22 protein-coding genes are annotated in these 20,716 nt (G+C 34.2%); 20 read left to right on the top strand and 2 right to left on the bottom strand.

All coding sequences use genetic code 11. The features are described 5' to 3' along the window. Positions 1-29 precede the first annotated feature (29 nt). From tsaE to C1638_RS09185, 8 genes are all read left to right on the top strand, one after another. Positions 30-437: a tRNA (adenosine(37)-N6)-threonylcarbamoyltransferase complex ATPase subunit type 1 TsaE gene (gene tsaE, locus C1638_RS09150; protein ID WP_109620226.1), complete on the top strand. Its 408-nt coding sequence runs from the start codon at positions 30-32 to the stop codon at positions 435-437. A 68-nt stretch (positions 438-505) separates the two neighbouring features. After that, complete coding sequence (locus tag C1638_RS09155; RefSeq protein WP_076353720.1) at positions 506-1,696, top strand: alanine dehydrogenase; 1,191 nt, start codon at positions 506-508, stop codon at positions 1,694-1,696. Continuing rightward, the gene (locus C1638_RS09160) at positions 1,697-2,068 is read left to right on the top strand and encodes a hypothetical protein (RefSeq protein ID WP_109620228.1); all 372 of its coding nucleotides are present in this window, start codon (positions 1,697-1,699) and stop codon (positions 2,066-2,068) included. It begins immediately after the preceding gene. 20 nt (positions 2,069-2,088) lie between these two features. Continuing rightward, positions 2,089-2,862 carry a histidine kinase gene (locus C1638_RS09165; protein WP_109620230.1) on the top strand — a complete coding sequence of 258 codons (774 nt, stop codon included), beginning with the start codon at positions 2,089-2,091 and terminating at the stop codon, positions 2,860-2,862. Next, positions 2,837-3,547, top strand: coding sequence for a LytR/AlgR family response regulator transcription factor (locus tag C1638_RS09170; RefSeq protein WP_109620232.1), 711 nt, complete (start codon positions 2,837-2,839; stop codon positions 3,545-3,547). Before C1638_RS09165 ends, C1638_RS09170 begins: the two co-directional genes overlap by 26 nt. 246 nt (positions 3,548-3,793) lie before the next feature. Next, on the top strand, positions 3,794-6,073 hold the full coding sequence (locus tag C1638_RS09175) for a cation:proton antiporter (RefSeq protein ID WP_228428097.1): 2,280 nt from the start codon (positions 3,794-3,796) through the stop codon (positions 6,071-6,073). Positions 6,074-6,168: 95 nt separating this feature from the next. Next, complete coding sequence (locus C1638_RS09180; RefSeq protein ID WP_109620233.1) at positions 6,169-6,648, top strand: hypothetical protein; 480 nt, start codon at positions 6,169-6,171, stop codon at positions 6,646-6,648. Positions 6,649-6,674: 26 nt separating this feature from the next. Next, positions 6,675-7,211: a hypothetical protein gene (locus C1638_RS09185; protein WP_109620235.1), complete on the top strand. Its 537-nt coding sequence runs from the start codon at positions 6,675-6,677 to the stop codon at positions 7,209-7,211. A 79-nt stretch (positions 7,212-7,290) separates the two neighbouring features. Here C1638_RS09185 and C1638_RS09190 read toward each other — a convergent pair whose 3' ends face one another. After that, on the bottom strand, positions 7,291-7,944 hold the full coding sequence (locus C1638_RS09190) for a hypothetical protein (protein ID WP_109620237.1): 654 nt from the start codon (positions 7,942-7,944) through the stop codon (positions 7,291-7,293). A 238-nt stretch (positions 7,945-8,182) separates the two neighbouring features. Here C1638_RS09190 and C1638_RS09195 point away from each other — a divergent pair, with 238 nt between their 5' ends. The 9 genes from C1638_RS09195 (at position 8,183) to C1638_RS09235 (ending at position 17,267) form a co-directional block, all read left to right on the top strand. After that, complete coding sequence (locus tag C1638_RS09195) at positions 8,183-9,208, top strand: LysM peptidoglycan-binding domain-containing protein (protein ID WP_109620239.1); 1,026 nt, start codon at positions 8,183-8,185, stop codon at positions 9,206-9,208. 1 nt (position 9,209) lies between these two features. After that, on the top strand, positions 9,210-10,055 hold the full coding sequence (locus C1638_RS09200) for a DUF4280 and LysM peptidoglycan-binding domain-containing protein (RefSeq protein WP_109620241.1): 846 nt from the start codon (positions 9,210-9,212) through the stop codon (positions 10,053-10,055). Between the two features lie 19 nt (positions 10,056-10,074). Continuing rightward, positions 10,075-12,603, top strand: a complete 2,529-nt coding sequence (locus tag C1638_RS09205) for a peptidoglycan recognition protein family protein (RefSeq protein WP_109620243.1) — start codon at positions 10,075-10,077, stop codon at positions 12,601-12,603. Positions 12,604-12,618: 15 nt separating this feature from the next. Further along, a complete protein-coding gene (locus C1638_RS09210; RefSeq protein WP_109620245.1) occupies positions 12,619-13,398 on the top strand; it encodes a hypothetical protein in 780 nt (259 codons plus the stop codon). Between the two features lie 186 nt (positions 13,399-13,584). Further along, positions 13,585-14,133 (top strand): DUF5991 domain-containing protein, encoded by a 549-nt coding sequence (locus C1638_RS09215; protein WP_109620247.1) that lies wholly within the window; start codon positions 13,585-13,587, stop codon positions 14,131-14,133. Between the two features lie 44 nt (positions 14,134-14,177). Beyond that, positions 14,178-14,969 carry an SH3 domain-containing protein gene (locus C1638_RS09220; RefSeq protein ID WP_109620249.1) on the top strand — a complete coding sequence of 264 codons (792 nt, stop codon included), beginning with the start codon at positions 14,178-14,180 and terminating at the stop codon, positions 14,967-14,969. 194 nt (positions 14,970-15,163) lie between these two features. Then, a complete protein-coding gene (locus tag C1638_RS09225; RefSeq protein ID WP_123838363.1) occupies positions 15,164-15,628 on the top strand; it encodes a hypothetical protein in 465 nt (154 codons plus the stop codon). A gap of 47 nt (positions 15,629-15,675) precedes the next feature. Beyond that, positions 15,676-16,155, top strand: a complete 480-nt coding sequence (locus C1638_RS09230) for a hypothetical protein (RefSeq protein ID WP_109620253.1) — start codon at positions 15,676-15,678, stop codon at positions 16,153-16,155. A gap of 269 nt (positions 16,156-16,424) precedes the next feature. Continuing rightward, complete coding sequence (locus C1638_RS09235; protein ID WP_109620255.1) at positions 16,425-17,267, top strand: prephenate dehydrogenase; 843 nt, start codon at positions 16,425-16,427, stop codon at positions 17,265-17,267. A 92-nt stretch (positions 17,268-17,359) separates the two neighbouring features. Here C1638_RS09235 and C1638_RS09240 read toward each other — a convergent pair whose 3' ends face one another. Then, positions 17,360-18,028 carry a hypothetical protein gene (locus C1638_RS09240; protein ID WP_109620257.1) on the bottom strand — a complete coding sequence of 223 codons (669 nt, stop codon included), beginning with the start codon at positions 18,026-18,028 and terminating at the stop codon, positions 17,360-17,362. Between the two features lie 172 nt (positions 18,029-18,200). On the opposite strand from C1638_RS09240, the gene C1638_RS09245 reads away from it, so the two are divergent. The 3 genes from C1638_RS09245 to C1638_RS09255 are packed head-to-tail and all read left to right on the top strand — an operon-like array spanning position 18,201 to position 20,708. Further along, positions 18,201-18,473, top strand: coding sequence for a DUF2089 family protein (locus C1638_RS09245; protein ID WP_076353689.1), 273 nt, complete (start codon positions 18,201-18,203; stop codon positions 18,471-18,473). Positions 18,474-18,483: 10 nt separating this feature from the next. Further along, positions 18,484-19,065, top strand: a complete 582-nt coding sequence (locus tag C1638_RS09250; protein WP_109620259.1) for a YIP1 family protein — start codon at positions 18,484-18,486, stop codon at positions 19,063-19,065. A gap of 5 nt (positions 19,066-19,070) precedes the next feature. Further along, positions 19,071-20,708: a serine hydrolase domain-containing protein gene (locus tag C1638_RS09255; protein WP_109620262.1), complete on the top strand. Its 1,638-nt coding sequence runs from the start codon at positions 19,071-19,073 to the stop codon at positions 20,706-20,708. The last annotated feature ends 8 nt before the right edge of the window (positions 20,709-20,716 follow it).

Raw genomic sequence — 20,716 nt, forward strand, 5'->3', positions numbered from 1 at the left:
TATGATTATTTTTGCAAACAAATTAGCATATGCAGTTCACTATCCATACAATTGAAGACTGGCAGGAAATTGTTGACACCATCATTCCTGAATTAAAACATAACATCCTATTATTAAAGGGAAATCTGGGAGCAGGAAAAACCACTTTCACTCAATTTTTACTTAAAAATATGGGAAGTAAAGATGAGGTCAATTCTCCTACTTATTCTATTGTTAATGAATACAACACATCAAAAGGAAAAGTATATCACTTTGATCTTTATCGTCTAAAAAACATTGAAGAAGTTTATGATATCGGGATTGAAGAATACCTTGATAACTCTTTTCTATGCATTATTGAATGGCCAGAAGTATATGAAGATGAGCTTTACGGGCTCAACTATCACACAATGAGTATTCTGAATACGGGTGAAAACAGAGAAGTTTCATTCGATTAAATATTATGTATCTTTGCTTACTAATTAAGTGTAAAAAAACAATCTGTAAGACATAATTTAATTTAAGGATGAGCACAAACATTTTTACTCCTTTCACAGAAGAAGAATTGATGCCGAAAGAGGAAAAATTGGAGGTTATAAAGAAAGGAAAACAATTCAGTATTGGAATTCCTAAGGAAACCTGTCTCAACGAAAGGAGAACCTGCATTACTCCAGATGCTGTACAGGTATTGGTAGAACATGGCCATGAGATCATCGTAGAATCAGGGGCCGGACAAGGTTCATTTTTTACAGATTTACAATATTCCGAATCGGGGGCAAAGATTACCAATGATCCCAAGGAAGCATTCGGACAGGATCTGATCTTAAAGATTAACCCTCCTACCGAAGACGAAATCGATTTTATGAAACCTAACACCTACCTGGTTTCAGCCCTTCAAATTAATCTTAGGGATAAAGAATATTTCCTTAAGCTTGCAGAGAAAAAAATAAATGCAATCGCCTTTGAATTTATCGTTGATGAATATAAGCAGCTTGCATTGGTAAGATTAATTGGTGAAATTGCAGGAACCGTTTCTGTTCTATATGCATCAGAATTACTAGCTCTTTCCAACGGTTTAATGCTTGGCGGAATTACAGGTGTAAGACCTGCAGAAGTCGTCATCCTTGGAGCAGGAATTGTAGGTGAATTTGCCACAAAGGCAGCCATCGGTTTGGGTGCAAGTATCAAGGTATTCGACAACTCACTATCTAAACTGAGAAGGCTTCATACAATGGTTGACAGCCGCGTTCCTACTTCCATTATTGATCCTAAGGAGCTTAGCAAAAGCCTAAGACGTGCAGATGTAGTAATTGGAGCTCTTCCAAGATTAAATATGACCCCTATCGTAACCGAAGATATGGTGATGAAGATGAAAAAAGGAAGTGTCATTATTGATATTACCATAGACAACGGTAAGGTGATTGAAACATCAGAACTGACAACCATGGAAGATCCTTACATCATTAAACATGGTGTGATCCACTGCGGACTTCCGAACCTTACATCAAGAATGCCTAGAACTACCACAAAGGCTATTTCTAATTTCTTCCTTTCCTATATTTTAAATTATGATGAAGAAGGCGGCTTTGAAAATATGCTGATCCGCAAAAATGAAATGAAGCAGAGCTTATATATGTACAAAGGAAGACATACCAAAAAGATCATCTGTGACCGTTTCGGACTTACATACCACGATATCAATCTTTTAATTTTCTAAATGAAAAAATTTAAATTTTATGCAATAGGCTTCATTCCGGGGCTAGTTATCGTATTTTTTATTTTAAACAAGAAAGGAGCAAGCTGCAGCGGGTATCTACCCAATAGCCGTGTCATTGCAGAAACCCTTTCAAAGGAATTCAAGTATTCCGAAGAGGTAAAAACAGCAATGATCACTTACAAGATTGATGAAAAATTTGTAAAGGACAGCATTATTACCAACGGGAAAGTAGACTTTGACAAAAGTAATGCTCAGAAAAAACCATGCCCTGGCTATCTTTTGACATATCCTGAAAAAAATCCGACCTACGAGATTGGTTTTGATAAATGCGAGGAAACTGTAACTGTAAACAGCCTTAAGAAGCTTAGATAAGTTTCAATAATCCCAACGATATGGAAGGCAACTACTACATGATTCATGATTATCTGATATTCATCGGAGTCTTTGCCATTTTCCTTTTTTTAACGACCAGTATTTATCTTTTCAGCCAAAATCAGAAACTGAAACAGAAAAACGCCAAGCTATCTGAGGCCAATAAGATTATTGAGCAGCGCCTTAATGAAGTTCGCTTAGAGCATATCGGAACAAAGCTGAATCCGCATTTGTTTAAAAACATCCTCAATTCTGTTCAGTCACATGCCTACCAGACTTATATGTCTCTGGATAAGTTGGCCAACGTTCTGGATTATATTTTATACGAAAGCAACAACAAGTATGTAAGCCCAAAGGAGGAGCTCAATTTTGCCTTAAGCCTTATTGAAATTAATAAAATCAAGATCAATCCCCTTTTTGATTTTAGAATCAAATCAAGGGTCAATAAGTCTGATTCTGTTTATGAAGAAAAAGTCTTTGCCCCATTAATATCTGTTGACCTTATTGAAAATGCCTTCAAGCACACTGATTTTCTGGCTCAGGATTCTTTCATTTCCATTTATCTGGAACTTGAAAACGGCATTTTTACGATGAAAGTGAGTAATAAAGCTTCATTAAAAAATATTCTGGAAAAGGAAAAGAGTGGCTTTGGAAGCCAGTCTTTGGATCAAAGACTTAAAATGATCTACAGCACTTACTATCAACTGGAAAGAAGCTCAAAAAACGGTATCTTCACTGCAGAATTAAAAATCAATTTAGGAGAATTCTATGATAAAATGCGTTATTCTGGATGATGAATTACTAGCCATCAGCTATCTAAAGCTTCTATGTGAACAGATTGATGATGTAGAAGTCATAAAGGCATTCAATGATCCTAAGATATTTCTAAAAGAAATTGATTCCTTGGATTGTAATCTTTGTATACTGGACATCGAAATGCCCGGAATGACAGGGCTTCAGGTTGCAGAATTAATTTCCGGTTCAAAAAAAATAATCTTTACTACCGCTTATAAAGAATACGCAGCCGAGGCATTTGACCTGAATGTTGTGGACTATGTAAGAAAGCCCATCAAAAAAGAACGCTTGGTACAAGCTTTTGAAAAAGCCAAGGAACAAATTACTACCGTTCAGAAGAAAACTTTTATTGAATGGAATACCAATATTGGTAAAACAGTTATTCTAACAGAGCAGATCGCCTACATCAAGACGTCAGAAATCGACAGCCGTGATAAGGATATTACGCTTAATGATGGAACAGCTATTGTTTTAAAGAATCTTAATTTTAAAAATCTTCTGGAAATGCTTCCAGCCAAAGATTTTGTACAGGTTAATAAAAAAGAGATCATTGCACTGGCCTCTATCAAAGTATTTTCAACCAACGAAATCATTACTACTATTCCTACGGAAGACCACAGTTTCCTAAAACTTCAGATTGGAGAAGCCTACAAAAATTCATTACTGGAATTGTTTGGAAAATAGATTTTTCAATTATTCCGGTTTTGTTACAGAATATGAACTATTTCATTTTATGACAGCTCCTTTTTTCATCCTTTAATTTACTTGTTTTTGTACTGATCAGGACGGAAAATGGGGGTTCGGGACAGGTCTCGGCTATTCATTTAAATAAATTTGATTACATTTTTTACAACATTCATTACATTTAAAAAATAAGGTATTTTAATCTCAAAATATTCTTATCAACTTTGCATCAAAATTATAGGAATCATGAATTTGGGGAAATACAGAAATTTAATTTTCTACATCACTACCATAGCCGTCTTTTCATGCCTGATGTACTATTTCATCATTGAAGGACAGACCTTGGAAATAAAGGAAAACATTGTTGCTAAAACCAGCACTGGCTCTACTTGGGAAAATTTCCAGGAATCATTCAAAACAAATCTACACCACCCACTCGCATTATTATTGGCCCAAATTGTTACCATTATCCTTACAGCAAGGCTTTTTGGATGGATCTGTATGAAAATAAGACAGCCAAGTGTAATTGGAGAAATGATTGCCGGTATTATTCTGGGGCCATCACTTCTTGGGATGTATTTTCCTGAGTTTTCTGCGTTTCTTTTCCCAAAAGAATCATTAGGTAATCTACAGTTTCTGAGCCAGATAGGTCTTATTCTCTTTATGTATATTGTAGGAATGGAGCTGGATTTGAGTGTTTTAAGAAAAAAAGCACACGACGCTGTTGTCATCAGCCATGCCAGTATCATTATCCCTTTTGCGCTGGGAATTGGGCTATCCTACTTTATTTATCAGGAATTTTCACCGGATGGTATTCAGTTTACTTCTTTTGCTTTATTTATAGCCATTTCTATGAGTATTACGGCTTTTCCGGTATTGGCAAGAATTGTACAAGAAAGGAATCTTCAGAAAACCAAGCTTGGAACCATCGTTATTACCTGTGCAGCAGCAGATGATATTACAGCATGGTGTATTCTTGCTGCAGTAATTGCCATTGTAAAGGCAGGTTCATTTACAAGTTCGATCTATGTGATCATTATGGCCATTGCCTACGTCTTTTTAATGATTAAAATTGTAAGACCATTCCTAAAAAGAATCGGAGATCTTCAGGCAGGAAAAAACACCATCAACAAACCAATGGTTGCCATTTTCTTCCTTACCCTGATCTTATCATCATATGTTACAGAAGTTATTGGTATTCATGCTTTATTCGGAGCGTTTATGGCAGGAGCTATTATGCCGGAAAATGCGAAATTCCGTACTTTGTTTATCGATAAAGTGGAAGATGTAGCCTTGGTACTTCTTCTTCCGTTGTTCTTTGTTTTCACAGGACTTCGTACTCAAATTGGCTTGTTGAATGACAGCCACTTATGGATGACCGCAGGTTTTATCATTTTAACCGCAGTTGTCGGAAAATTTGCAGGAAGTGCATTGACTGCCAGGTTCGTAGGAATAAACTGGAAAGAAAGCTTAACGATTGGAGCTTTGATGAATACCCGAGGTTTGATGGAGCTTATTGTACTAAATATCGGCTATGATCTCGGAGTATTAGGCCCAGAAATCTTCGCAATGCTTGTTATTATGGCTCTGTTTACTACTTTTATGACAGGCCCGGCATTAGATTTTATTAATTTTATTTTTAAATCAAAAAAAGACGAAGACGAAACAATTCCGGAAAATGACTCCAAGTATCGGGTATTACTGTCTTTTGACAAACCTGAATCCGGAAGTACCCTCCTAAGACTTGCCCACGATTTTACGAATAAAATGAATGGCAATAAGAGTATCACAGCGATGAATATTGCTCCGGTAGATGAAATGCACGCTTATGATATTGATGAATATGAAGAATCACAGTTCCAGAATGTCATTGAAACATCTCATGAACTGAATCTGGAGGTTGCTACTCTTTTTAAAGCCTCAACGGATATAGAAAATGATCTTACCAGCATCACCAATAAAGGACATTATGATCTTCTCCTGATCATGCTTGGAAAATCAATGTATGAGGGAAGTTTACTCGGAAGACTCTTAGGTTTCACGACCAAGATCATTAACCCCGAAAAGCTTTTGAATACGGTAAAAGGGAAAGGAAATATCTTCAACAATTCTCCTTTTGATGATTTTACATTACAAATTCTGGATAAAGCAAATATCCCTGTAGGTGTTTTGGTGGAAAAAGATTTCACAGCGGCAGATAAAGTATTTGTCCCGATCTTCAATCTAAGTGACTTTTATCTTCTTGAATATGCCAAAAGACTGATTAACAATAACAATTCTCAAATCATCATTCTTGACGCAGCAGGACAAATTCGCAATAATATTGAGGTGAAAGAACTCATCAGAAGTATTGAACAGGTTGCGCCTAATCATATCACCCTGTACAATGAGAAAAAAATTGAAAAGGAATTCCTAAGCTCCCAGGACTTAATGTTGATCAGCAGCAAAAGCTGGAAAAACCTGATTGATACTAAAAGTCTTTGGTTGTCTGATATTCCGTCAACATTAATTATTTCAAATCCGTAACACACAGATATTTCTATTTCTACATGAAGCCGTAAATATTATTCGTTGTTTGTAAAGAAAAAACGGGTATATTTATAGCTTCATTTTTTTTGAATATGCTGATTAACAGTAAAGATGGCACCATAAAACTAGAGGCCTTTGCTACACAGCTGTATAAAGGAATGCTACTCAAACAGCTTCAACAGACTGAGTTTTATAAGAAAAAATATCATCATGCGCGGGATGTAAAAACCGGATATTTTTGGTATTATTTTGACAGAATGGAAGAAAGAGGATATCAATTCTATCTTAATCTCTGCTTTTTTGAAGATCAGTTGCACAGCATCCATATGAATACCTGGAAAAGCACTGATCCCAAGGACTGGAATGAATGGACGGAAGAGAAAGAAATGCAGATCTTCCACCGGAACAATGCCTTTCTGGAAATGATTCTGGGAGTATCTCCAACAAAGAAGAAAATACCTTATCCAAGCTGTACTTTCAAATTTTCATGGGGAAATATCTGGTCTGTATATGATCCTAGAAGTGCCAGCAGCCTAATGGGAATCAGTTATAGTGAAGAGGAAAATAATTAATAACCACAAAAACAAAATAGTATACTATGTGCCGATATGCCATGATGGTTTACAAAGCTCATTATGCCTGTTTCAACTGCCAGAAAACATTTAAACGACGTGCTTTATACGACGTGGATAAAAGTAAACAAACCTCTGTAGAGGCTAAGTGCCCCGAATGTGGAAACCTAATGGCAAACATGGGACTGGATTTTGAATCTCCTGCAAAAAACGATCATAAGCAATGGGCACATATCCAAAATCTTTATACAGTGGGAATCACCTTTCACTCCTGTGGATGCTCCGGACCCGGATATATTCCTCAGGATCGAAAAGCCATTATTACTTACCTTGAAAAAATACGCTCAGAATATATGCGTGCTCTGGTATTCTGGAGGTACCGCATAGAACCGGAAAATAAAAGAGAACGCGAAATTGAGTATCAAAAAAATGGATCTCAGCTATGGGCCGTTAGCCGTAATGCTTTTAAAGAAACGGTAAGCAATCAGGATGGGATTAATTACTGGATTAATAAGATCAAGGAGGTTGAAGAGCGGCTTACTACTATCAAAGAAAATAAATAATCTCTTTTTTCAATATCACAATCTGGAAATAGAGCAGTTTACCAATAATTTTGGAATTGTTACATTATATAATATAAGGCTATTTCTCTTGTAATAATTTCAAAAGTCTCTTAAAATCATCTTTTATACTTTTTTCTTCCTCAGACATATAACTTCCACTGAAAGGAGCACCACAATCCTGACTGTTTATAATATGGATCAGATTTCTTTTTTCAAAATAATTTCTGGTCTCCATAATTTCTGATTTTTCAAAATCAAAAGCTTCGGTATCATTATTTTCTTTCATGGCTTTTACATCATAGAAAAGTGGACGGTTGTATTTATAATCTTTTTCAAAAACAAAAGATAACTTTCCGTTCAGCAGATAATATTCTATCAAAACCTGCCCCATTTCTCCATAATGTCTGGCCATAATTTTTTCCAGACTTTTATTTTTGTAATAATACGTTGCTTCTCCCCCTTCAGCGGATTCTCCTTCAATATCTTTCTTTTTGATAGATGTCCAGTTTGTAATAGAATTGATCCTCTTAAAATTGGCCTGAATAGGTTTTAATCTGTCTTTCAGATATTCGTTCGTATCCGTATCCTTTTCATTGTAACTTTCCTTGATTCTTATCGTGTCCCTTTGCTTTACAATAGAAGAATCCGAAAACCCACAATACAAGCTTTCTGCAGACATAAAACTGATTGCAGTCAATAGAATAAAAAGTCCCTGAAAATATTTATTTTTCATATCATTAGATTTCCGTGAAATTAAAAGTTACAAAAGATTTTGTAGTTGTAATAATCAAAATCCACTTTACAATGGTTTCAGATACTATTTCCACAAATTTAATCAATCTTCTTGTTTAAAATGAGTTAAAATAGACAGAAGTCTCTTGTCGTAGTTTTACTACAATTTTTAAAATTTAACCTTAAAAATTAATTTCCAGTAGAGTTTTTTAATAGCTTTATCCTATAATTCACTTTCGATGGAAATTGGTTTTTTAGAATATAAGGTTCGCAACGGAGATACACTGAAATCCATAGCTTCACGGTTGGGCATGACCGGAGAAGAGCTAAAGCTGTTCCATAATGCCCATTGTGAAAAGATGGATACCATTTGGTTTGAAAACCTGAATGAGGTTAGAAGTATTCTTGTTCCCTTAGATTTTAAAACAGAAAAACAAAAGGAAGAGGAAAGAAAAAACATCTTACCACTTTCTCAATTATCAGAAGACTTTTTTGCAAAGACTTATACTATTTCAGAATCCATTGAAAGTCCATTTGAGGCATCTGTAAACATAGATTACACTATAGAACTCAACGTTCATAAAGACAAGAACAAAAACCTTTACATTTTGGCATACAGTCAAAAGGGTTTCACATCAAACGGAAATCCACCGGATGATAAAATGGGGGGGCTTTCCATTGCTTGTATGAAAAGCATTATGCCTATTGAATTTACTTTAAGTGACTTTGGTAAAATCAATGGTTTTGTTAATCACAAAAAGATCATTAAAGTATTTGCAGATCAACGTAAAGAGATTGAAGACTTCTATATTGGGGAAGTTTCTCAGAAATATCTGGACTTATTTGAAAGGAATATTGCAGATGAAAAGTTTTTTCTACAGCAGTTTCAAAGTACCCTACTCTTTCAAACACTATTTCCCAAAATGGATTGGTTCCAAAAGAAAACAAACTGGAAAGAATCATTTTACTTTTTACAAAACTCCTTTCCGGTAGAATGTGATATGGAAATTGAGTATGAAAATGAAGATCAAAATTCTCAAACAGCAATTATAAGAGGAAATATTGCGGAATTTTACGACTTACAGGAAATAAGAACAGGAAGAAAACATAAGGAAATAGCTGAAGATCCTGTTTCAGGAGAAATTATTATTGAATACACCACCCACAAAAAAAACAAAACCCTTCTTCAGGTTAGATCTATTATAAATTTATGGCGTGAAGAAGCACCAATTTACCATCACACAATCACTATAACACAAGGATAATATGAAAAATTATGTCATACAACAGGGCGATACATTCAGTTCGCTGGCCCGGCAGTTTAAGTTGAAAAATGAAGCAACGTTAAAGACCTATCACAATCTTCACTGCTCAGAGGAAGATGTTATGCAGGAGCCTATTCCGGGAAAAAAAATCCTTATTCCGGAAGATCCTCAACTAATGGCGGAAGAAAAAGATTCTCAAAATACAGACAGCCCCTCTGATCAGAATGAGGAAAACTCTTCAGAAAATGCAATTCAGAATGAAGAATCTTCTGAGCTGGCTCAGAGCGGTGATAACACATCTGATAAAGCCGAGGATAAAAAAAAAAATAAAGATAAACAAGAAAATAGTAGCAGCTCTGGTCCTCATGAAGGAAAATACTTTGTTATCCAGAAAGGTACTGTACAGTGTAATCAGGGATTCAAATTCCCAAAATTCAAGGTGACCAGCCAGAAAAAGCATTATTGGAATAATGCTGAGGGCCAAGCTGATTATCTTGCTGTAACAGAAGACGACCTACAATTTGATCCACCTGCACAACCTTTTGGCCAATGTAAACTTAAACCAACCTCGGGAGGGTATCTTCCATGTGCTTATGCTGCCGCAGGAAAATGGCAGAAACCTTACGAAAAGGTAAAAATCGCGGGTAAAAGCTGCCTTACAGAAATTTCTGAACTCATGTGCAGTACGGGAGGAAAGATCACCATTCTAAAACATGGCCAACAAACCGAGGTCAGTAATAATCAGGTTGCCAATGCTGATTCCAAAGAGCAACAGGTTTACAATCCGATTGTAAATTTTGATGAATTTAAGGAAGAAAATGAAGAGAATGAGGCAGAAGCCTGGTAACCCCTAAAAACTGAATATAATGGCAAAAAAAGGTGTTTTAAAAATTACAGGTAACACATCTCCAAAAATAGGAGAAAAGACAATCTATAAAGTAACAGAATGGTACCCAGCTACTCCACTTAATGAGCGGAAAGAATCTCTGATCACTTGGGAACTTTTTAGAAAAAGGGATAACGGGAGATTTACCACTACCACAATAAAGAAAAAAGGTATTGGTGAATTTACTTTTGGTAAAGATGCATGGCAATTTACATACAGAGTGGAGGGTTATCTTCACAACCCTGAAAGAAAAGAACCTATGTCCATCATTGTACAACCACAAAAGAAAGACAAAAATACCCCTCCAAAAGAAAAAAATATTCTTGAAGTAAAGCTTACTTATCAAGATGGATCATCTATTAATAAAGCATTAAGTTATAAGGATCAACTTCGTGCCATTGCCAAGTGTCAGGGACTTGAAGGAGAACAAATTACATTCTCGCTTTGGGAAGATGATGAAATAGGCAAAGGTCACAATAATAAAAACCAATTTATCACTAAGTCTCCTCCTATACAGGTAGACAGTAAAGGAAATGCCCGTTGGAGCTTCACATTACTGAATGCTTTCATTTCTATTGCCAATAAAAGAGAAGATGATAAAAAGAAACATGAATATTATGTTACTGCAGAGTACAGTGGAAAACTGAAAGCCTCAGATAATGTAAATGCCAAAAACCCAGAATATAAAGCTCCAACCATCCCACCTAAGAAACCTACTGGAAATAACAATGGTACAAAGCCTCAACCTCAACCAAAGCCCACTTCTCCGCCTCCAAAACCACTACCTAATACTCCCAAAGGATCTACAAGGCCCCACTCTCCGAACAATCAACCAGATAAAAAAGGATCCATTATCAAAATATTATTAACCGATAAAAACGGTAAAGAATTTAGCCGAAATCCCAAATTTGGGGAAACGATCAAGGTGCATATAGAATCTAAAAATCTTGTCGGCAAAAAATATATCCTAAAGATCTGGGAACATGACTTAACAGGAAAAAATGACCTATTGTATACCAATGAACATACATTCTTAGATGATAAAGTAAACGTTCTTATGCCACTAACTCCTGCGATGCAAAAAACCGGAGAAATAGGAAATGATTCTAAAAACCCTGACAGTGGTGAATATTGGAAAGGAGGTCAACAGGAAATCTTTGCGGAAGTTATATTTTTGGATATATCTACCAAATCAGAAACAATTGATGTAGATATAATGGAACCTCCAAAGAAACAGGAGAATGGAACAAGCCCTACAAAAAAAGAAAAGGCAGATCCCCCAAAACCTAAATCAACTTGCTTGTGTAAACAATATGATTTAATTTTAGGAAATAAAGTAGACTGCAGCTTTAGAAAAAAAGTAGTTGAAATTTCAAAAGAGCTTTGGGGTGAAGGAAGAAAAATAGAAATGGCTAATAACCTAATGGTAATTATGTATTTTGAAACAGCCAAAACATTTAGCCCATCTAAACAGAATAGTAGAGGTTTTACAGGGTTAATTCAATTTGGAACTGATGCTGCTTCTGATGTTGGAACAACAACGGATAAACTAAAAAAAATGTCTGCTGTTGAACAGTTGAATTATGTGAAAAAGTATTTTGAACAAACACCATTCAAAGGGAAAATAAATAATTTGCTCGACATGTATTTATCTGTTAATTATCCCTCAATGATAAAGAATAACAAAACTGGAGCAAAAAACATTTTATATTCTGCCCCTTCTATTCAATATCATACAAATTATCCCTTTATGAAAGAAAGTGGAGAATATGATAACATAATTGGTGAAGAAATAATTAATGGAAAAAAAATAGTTAAAAGAGGTTTTAAAGAAGGACATACGTATGTGTGGGAAGTAGATGCAGTAATGAAAGAATGGTATGAAAAATATAAATCCGAAAAATGGAATGAAAAATGTGAAGATATACCAGCTACAGAAGAAAAAATAATTACAGGAGGATGTTTTCAAAATGTAGTTAAAGATGGTTTTCTAGTAGATCCTAAAATTGAAATATTCAAAAAAGGAACAACAAAAAAAATTGATAAGGATGTAAAAATAATTGTTTTACACAGGACCCATTATAATTTAAAGCATAATGTAAAAAACTTAATAACAAATAACAAATATCCTGTTCATTTTTGGGTTAATGGAGATGGTAAAATTTATCAACAAACAAGTTTAAATAATGAGTCTCACCATATAGGGGTTGCACAAAAAGCTCATACAAAGGCTAATAAATGGGGGAATAGTAATTCTATATCTATAGAAGTTAATGGGGAGTATCTTGATAAAAATGGAAAGAGAGCTGAAAGAGAAGTATCTGGAGGGTATTGGGAAGATGTAACTAAAGAACAAGCACAATCAGTTGCTTGTTTAGTATCTTTCTTAATGGAACACTATTCTCTTTCAATTAATGAGGTGCAAGTACATGAAGAACTATGTGCTAAAACAACTGGGGAAGGTAAAACTGTTTATAATGCGATGCTTCCATTGTTAAACAAGAAATAATTAAATATAAAAAATATGCAACTAATCTCTCATTTATTAATAATAGCTATCCTGTTCAATTATTCTTGTACAAAAACTAAAATTGAACAAAAATCCATAGAAAATAATAATATACTTCCAAAAACATCTTTGGAGGACAATAATGAACATACTTTCAGATTACCTGATTTAGATAAACTAGCAGATAAATCTCCAATATTAAAAGCTGAAGGGTTTGGAAATGAAAATGAAGAACTTAGATTTATTGTTGGAGATATTATTATTTTATCAGCCGACAAAAAACTTGTATATCTAAATTTACTTCCAAAAACAACAGAAGATAACAGTTATGTTATTCATTTAATAGTTCAAAACTTAGAGGATAATTCATCTAAAATTGCAAAAAAATGGATAATTGATTTGGATAATTCAGATCAAAATACCCTAATGGATTTTTACAAAAAAAATAAAGTAGAAATAAATAAAATTTTCAAAAATGAAAACCTCTCTTTTTTAAATGACAAAATTCTATTTAATTCTTATAATACAATTAAAGATATTAACTTGAAATATAATTATGAAAACGATGAAGTAAGAGGAATAACTGTTTTCAATAAAAACCAAAAAATAGTAAATATTCAAAAAATATCGGGAAAAACATTATGTCCAGAATGTGATTCTTTAAGGATATATAAAGGAGATTATTTAGGGAGCATTTCTTTTAAAGCAAACACTAAAAAATTGCTCATTTTAGGTTTATTAGAGCAAGTATCACTCTCTCCAAGTGCTCTACATATAAGATTTGTTAGTTTATAAAACCACAGTGCATTATGAATAATAATCAATTGTAAGTATTTTATTATCAATACACTAAGCCCAAAACCTCTCTTTTCTTATAAAGAAACGGCTTGAAAACACCAAGTTTATCAGATAAATCTAACAAGAAAATATTAATTGAATGGGGTTATTTAGTAAGCCCAGCTGATACAAAAAATATTAACAATGATTAAATACACTATAAAAATTTCAATAAGTTTAGCAATTATCGTTTTACTTTCTTGTAAACAGAATACGAAAACTTCTTATATCTCTACTGAAAATGTATCAAATACCGTTGATACAGGAAAAATAATTAATCCTCAAAAAGTTTCAGATCACAATGATAAAGTTCGTGAAGAAGCCAGAAATCAAGATACTTTGAAGAAATGGATCGGTGATTATCATTTTGATGTACATGGTAAAGGAGAAAGAGAAGAATATGAATATAAAATAAATTTAAATATTTCAAAAGATTCCGTTATCTACTATGCCGAGGGTTATCAGCTTTATCAAAAATTTTTATTAAAAGTTGTTGAAAACAATAATTCTCTTGACCTAAAATATCAAGAGTCATTAGATGGTACAAATTCTTGGGCATTGGCAAAAACCCATGATTTTGGTAAGCTGTATTTAAAAGACGGAAAGTATATGTGGGAATGTCCTTTTCTAAATATTAGTTTTACAGATAATCAAAAAGTAGCCTATCTATTAAACAATAAAAATAACCGATAACTTTCCCATAAGATGATAACTAGTAAATCTTATTTAACCAATTGATGAAAAACCTTTTAGTACTATTAATTCTAACAATCTCAATCCATTGTCATTCCCAGAAGAAAGCACCTCAGACTTCCTCAAAAAGTATCTCAAGTGAAGTTCAAAGAAGCTCTTTTGAAACCTACATCAATAACGAAGATTATTTCATAAAAACTTTCGATGTCAATAAAGATGGAATATCAGATAAAATGGTAAGCAGCAAACCTTATTTGGGTGAAAATCTATTTGTTTTTTTGGGAAATAAACAAGGGAAGTATACATTATCATTAGAAACAATAAACTTTTCTGAAGATGGAGGAAATATTATTAGTGATATCATTCCCCTGCCAGACAAAAAGGGTTTTACTATAAAAACTTACTTTCCTGACCGTGGATACTATGAAAAGGAATATCATATTATCTTACAAAATAACACATGGATTCTTCAAAATATCATCTATAAAACAATGTCAGATGTTTCACAGGATGCCGTAAAATACATTTGTGATGTTCCTCAAAATATTGATATACAAAAAACCGGATGGACTGATAAAATAGCACCTATTCCTGAAAAAAATATAAGAGATAAAAAATGTAGCATAGAAAAGAAGGGCAATACAGAATATTATATTCAGGATTCTGATGGTTTTACCAATTTAAGACAAGATAAAAACTCCTCGTCCAAAATCCTGCAAAAGATAAAAAGTGGAGAACAGATTGAAGTGTTAGACCAAAATGGTGACTGGTGGTCAATCATTTCCAAAGAAAGAAATAAAGGATACATCCATAAAAGCAGGATAAAATCTAGATAAAAATAGCTTTCCTACCCCGTCCCACCTATTGAAGTTTCAATTTTTTATAATATCTTTCAGGAACAAAAAACATAAAAACGACCATCGATTCAGGAAACATGACGGAAAAACGACATTTATTTCTTTCAATAACTTCTTTATTTATATATGCAGCATGCTTGCTTTCCTGCAATAAATCTCAGGACAACAAAGTCATGAAACCCAAAGAAGCAATCTTCGCCCGTGACAGTACTGCTGTTGAAAGCTATCTTCAACAATCGTATAACCTCCGTGTTAAAGATTCCATCAATGGGAGCTGGAAGTACTCAGATATGGGCGTTTCTCAACAAATTCAGTTCCTTATAAGTTTAGAAAAAAAGAAAGATAATGACAGCATCAAGGGGTCATATTTATTCAAAGCTTACGGAAAAATAAAAGAAGAGGGGGTCATTACAGGCATCATAAAAGAAAAAAAAATGGTGATCGAATTTTATCCTACATCGTATCCGGCTGAAGATAAAGGAAAAGCTGAACTTTTGGATTGGAATGAAAAAAACTACCTTTATATGAATTGGAATCTGATAAAATCCCCCAAAAAGTCTTCTGTTCCTGAAAAATGTAAGCTCACTAAATTCAGGCCTAGTACTGGTAAAAAAAGAGGTAGAATATATATCAGGTAAATTAACACTCATTATTTAAATATAGAAATAATTTTAACCCACTATTAATGAAAAAAATAAGCTTCATCGCTATTGCCCTGTTAATGATAACAGGATGTAAAAACGATACAAAACAGGCAAACAATGAAACCGAAACTCCTAAAAAAGACAGCCCTGTTGTAAAAGCTCCCATCGTAGAAAATACAGCTCCGGAAAGTAAAGAAATTCCTACACTGAAAGAATGTACAGAAAAAACAGTGGAATACGGAAGTGAAGAGGAATGCATCTTCCCGAAAAGTACGATGGAAGAGGTTTATCAAAAAACCATCAAGGAGAAAGAAGTGGAAAAATCAGAACTTCTTCTAGCAGAATTACCTAAGCAAAGCATTGAAAAAGAAATCAATCAGGATGGTTTGGACATGATCAGCTACAAGGTATCCTCCAATAAAATTGAAATTGAATTTTCATTTGCCGGTGGGGTTACTACCCTAGAATTGGAGCAGAAAGGTGAAAATGTAAAAAGAACAATCATTCACAGCGCTGATTAAGATGCATTCAACTCTATAAAAAATATTATATCAAAAGCAGTATCGTTCCCAACAAGGACTGGCATTACAATAGCCCAATTCTTGTCAAGAAGAAATCATAAAAAGTGATCAACTTTAAAAAATATTTTATAACTTCGCATTGTGAATTTCAACAACGGAACATATTATTATAGAATTTTTAACTCAGATCTGGGATAGGGATTCTTATGAACATAACTTAAAACCTCGTCCTAGGACGAGGTTTTTTTATTTAAAAAAAATTGAAAAAGATGAAAATAAGTATTATTGGAGTAGGATTGATCGGTGGTTCAATGGCCTTGAAATTAAGAGAAAAAAACATTGCCAGCTTCATCTATGGTATTGATAACAGCAAGCAGCATATCAACGAAGCATTAGATTTGAAAATAATTGATGCTGAAGCAGATCTGGAACAGGGAGTTAAAGATTCAGACCTTATTATTCTTGCCATTCCGGTAGATTCTGCGAGAAAGTTATTGCCAAGTGTTCTGGATCTTATATCCGATCATCAGACCGTTATGGATGCCGGTTCTACTAAGGCTGGGATCGTTGGTGCTGTTAAAAACCATCCGAAACGTTCAAGATTTGTAGCTTTTCACCCGATGTGGGGTACTGAAAACAATGGTCCAAAGTCTGCCATTGCTGAAAGTTTCTCAGGAAAAGCCGGAGTTATCTGTAACAAGGAAGAATCTGCTGAAGATGCACTCAATGTAGTGGAAACAGTAGTTAACGCCCTTGATATGCACATGATTTACATGAATGCAGAGGATCATGATATCCATACCGCTTATATTTCCCATATTTCTCACATTACCTCCTATGCACTAGCCAATACTGTACTGGAAAAGGAACGTGAGGAAGAAACCATCTTTCAGCTTGCCAGTTCAGGTTTCTCAAGTACGGTACGTCTTGCAAAATCTCATCCTGAAATGTGGGTTCCCATCTTTAAACAAAACAAAGAAAACGTATTGGATGTTTTGAATGAGCATATCACCCAGCTCAGAAAATTCAAGGCTGCTCTGGAAAAAGAAAACTATGAATACCTTGAAGAGCTTATTACCAATGCAAACAGAATTAGAGGAATATTAAGATAGAAAAACGATATACCTTCAAAAACAAAAGCCACAGAAGTTTTTTAATAGTAAACTTTTGTGGCTTTTATGCTTAGATAAAGTATTGAATACGCTTAAAATTTCATCATCAATCCTACTCCATTTCTATCATTAAGCACATAATAATCCGGATTAAACTTTCTTACTCCTGCGGTACTGTAATGATCCATAGCATCTTTCATCTGTGAATGTCCCACCAACTTGAGTACTACTCCTGCTCCCGCACCGATAAGGCCAATAATAAGAGGGACAGAAGACCCTTTTGCTTCACCGTCTTTCACTCCATTACTGTCAGCCTTAGAAAGATTCGAAAGTCCTCCAATAACAAAGGATGCTGCACCTCCTATAACTAAAACGGTCCCAATATTATTTACCGTTCGCCCTTTCATGTATAAGGGGTCTTTTTGTTGAAGCAAATAATCTTTGATGTATCTTTTAGAGGTCAGTTTAGATATTTCCGTACTCTTAGTTGTTTCTCCAGGGTTTTCTTCTGGTATAAGCCCAACTCCACTTTTTCCATCTTCCTGAATTCCTTTCACAGAATTATCATAAAGAAATTCTTCAGCTCCATTCTGAATATTAGTGTAAGTAACTTTTCCTTTATTGTAAATTAGATTCTTGTAGGATATCTTCTGATTATCCTGGGTAATAATGATTCCTTTTGTTGAAGATTCAGGAATGCTGATCTGTGAGTACAATGCCACTGAAGCCACAGCAAACAGCACTGTTAGAACTTTTCTCATGTTATTTAGTTTTTGGCAAAAATATTCGTTTTTATAGAAAAAACAAATATTCTTTCATTTTTTCTAGGAATACAGCAGTATTCAATTCGTTTAAAGAAAATAAATTTTAATAAAATTAAAAAACATTTTAACTTTATTAAAAAAAGTATTACTTTCGTAAAAAATATAATCCATGAAGTTACCCATAGTCTGCCCAAGTTGTGACCATACCTTAAACGTAAGCCAGATGAAATGCCCAAGCTGCAAAACAGAAGTAAGTGGTGATTATGAACTGCCGGTTCTCCTGAAGCTGAATCGTGAGGAGCAGGACTTTGTTCTTAATTTTTTTCTATCCAGTGGAAGCATCAAGGAAATGGCTAAACAGGCAGGGCTCTCCTACCCAACCATGAGAAATAAAATGGATGACCTGATCACAAAGGTTGAACAATTGAAAACTAACCTGTAAACTCACTCATATGAACTGGAAATCCATCTTTAACCCGTTTGAAAAGTTTGATGAGAAATTACTCCTCCTTATCGGAATCTTCACAGTAATTATTTCTATTGGAATAGGATATTGGACAGATTCTAGCTTTACTAGTATATACAGAATCAACTATTTAGAAAATGCCTCACTCAAAACGATAGCGTTATCTACTTTATTAAGCTTCTCATTGGCCATTATTGTTCTTTTTATTTTAGGAAAATACCTCAACAAAAAGACAAGATTCATTGATATTGTAAATACCGTTTTAATATCCCAGCTCTTTTTGATTATCTTACAGGTATCTAAAAAGATACCCTATATCCGGACAGCAGGTAAAAACATTGCTCAATATCAGTCGAATACTTCCGGTGCATTTCCCTTTCTGGATTTTATGATCTCGATTTCCACCACTATTATTGCCCTTATCATACTCATATATAGTTTTACCCTTTATTACAACGGATTCAAAACTGCAACCAATATTAAAAAATGGCAGCATATTGTACTTTTTTGTGCGGTGTCACTAATCAGTACCCTGGTCTGCCAGATTACGATAACTAAAATTATTTAAATACTATGAAAATCAAATTATTACTAGTGCTGGTATTCCTGGCACATCTTTGTCACGCCCAAATTGAAGGAATCTGGAACGGAGAAGTAGACACTCAATCCATGAAACTTCCAGTTGTTCTTACAATTTCAAAAGAATCAAAAGGTTATACTTCTTCAATCATCAGCCCAAAACAAAGCCCTAAAGAAATTCCTGTAGATAAAATTGATTTCAACAATAATGAACTCACTTTTGAAATAGAGAAGATTAATGCTACCTACAAAGGGAGCTATAAAACAGACCATTTTGAGGGAAATCTTATCCAGCATGGAAAAACCATGGCTTTAAACCTTTACAGGGATAAAAAATCTGAAAATTCTGACGTTTCTTACCTTAATGGAAAGCCTATCAGTACACAAAAGATTGACGACTTTTTAAATTATATGGTTCAAAACAACCAGGTGATTGGAAGTGTTTCCATCTTCAGAAACGGATCACAAGTCTATCAAAAAGATTTTGGACAACAGCTTTTATCTGATGTTAACTATGATAAAAATATAGCTTATCAGATAGGCTCCATTAGCAAGCTTATCACAGCCGTAATGCTTCTTCAGCTTGTAGAGAAAGGGAAATTAAAACTAAGCGATCCACTTTCAAAATTCTACCCTGAAATTCCTAATGCTAAAATCATTACCATCCAAACTATGCTCAACCACACCAGCGGATTGGGAGATTACGTAGGGAAATCTATTGAAAACAATTGGCTTTTTGGAAAACCGGTAGGTGATCAGGCTATTATTAAAGTTATCAAAAAAGATGGTGTGAGCTTTAAGCCTGGAGAAAAAATGAGCTATTCCAATTCAGCTTACTTTCTTTTGAGCAGAATTTTGGAAAAAATACATAATAAACCTTATAATGAGATTTTAAAGGAAAACATTCTTGAAAAAGTCAAAATGCCTCATACTTTTTCTGTTCTTGACACTCCAAAGAATATTTTTAAATCCTATGAACTTAAAGATAAGAAATGGGCTGAAGTTAAAGATTTCGATTTTCATAACTGCATCGGACTAGGTGATATCACTTCCACTCCTGAAGACCTGAACATCTTTATCAATGCATTATTCAATGGTCAGTTTATACAGAAAGAGACCCTTGACATGATGATTTCCAACAAAAATGAGAAACATTTTGGCTTAGGAATCATGAAAATGCCGTTTTACAACATTACTTTGTATGGACATGGAGGAGATACGGCAGGAAGTCATTCTACAGTAGCTTTCGAGCCGAATGATCAATTATCTTATGCTGTTACCATCAATGGTCAGGAGTTTCCGCATAACAATTTCTATGTTGCTCTTTTGAATTTAATCTATGGCAGAGATTATCAGTATCCTGTATTGGATAGTCCTAAACTTCCGGCAGCTAATCTGGAAAAATATATCGGAGATTATACTTCAAAGGATATTGATTTGGGATTAAAGGTAACTGCTAAAAACGGGGCATTGTATGCTCAAGGCACCAACCAACCCGAGTTCCCTCTGACTTCGGTAGCAAAGGATCAGTTTACCTTTGACAAAGCTGGTTTGAAACTCACTTTCATCCCTGAAAGTAATCAGCTTAAACTTACACAGGGTGGAAAAACTTACCTATTCAGCAAAAAGTAAATAAAATA

It is taken from the genome of Chryseobacterium oncorhynchi, assembly GCF_002899895.1.
In the GTDB taxonomy this organism is placed as follows: Bacteria; Bacteroidota; Bacteroidia; order Flavobacteriales; family Weeksellaceae; genus Chryseobacterium; species Chryseobacterium oncorhynchi.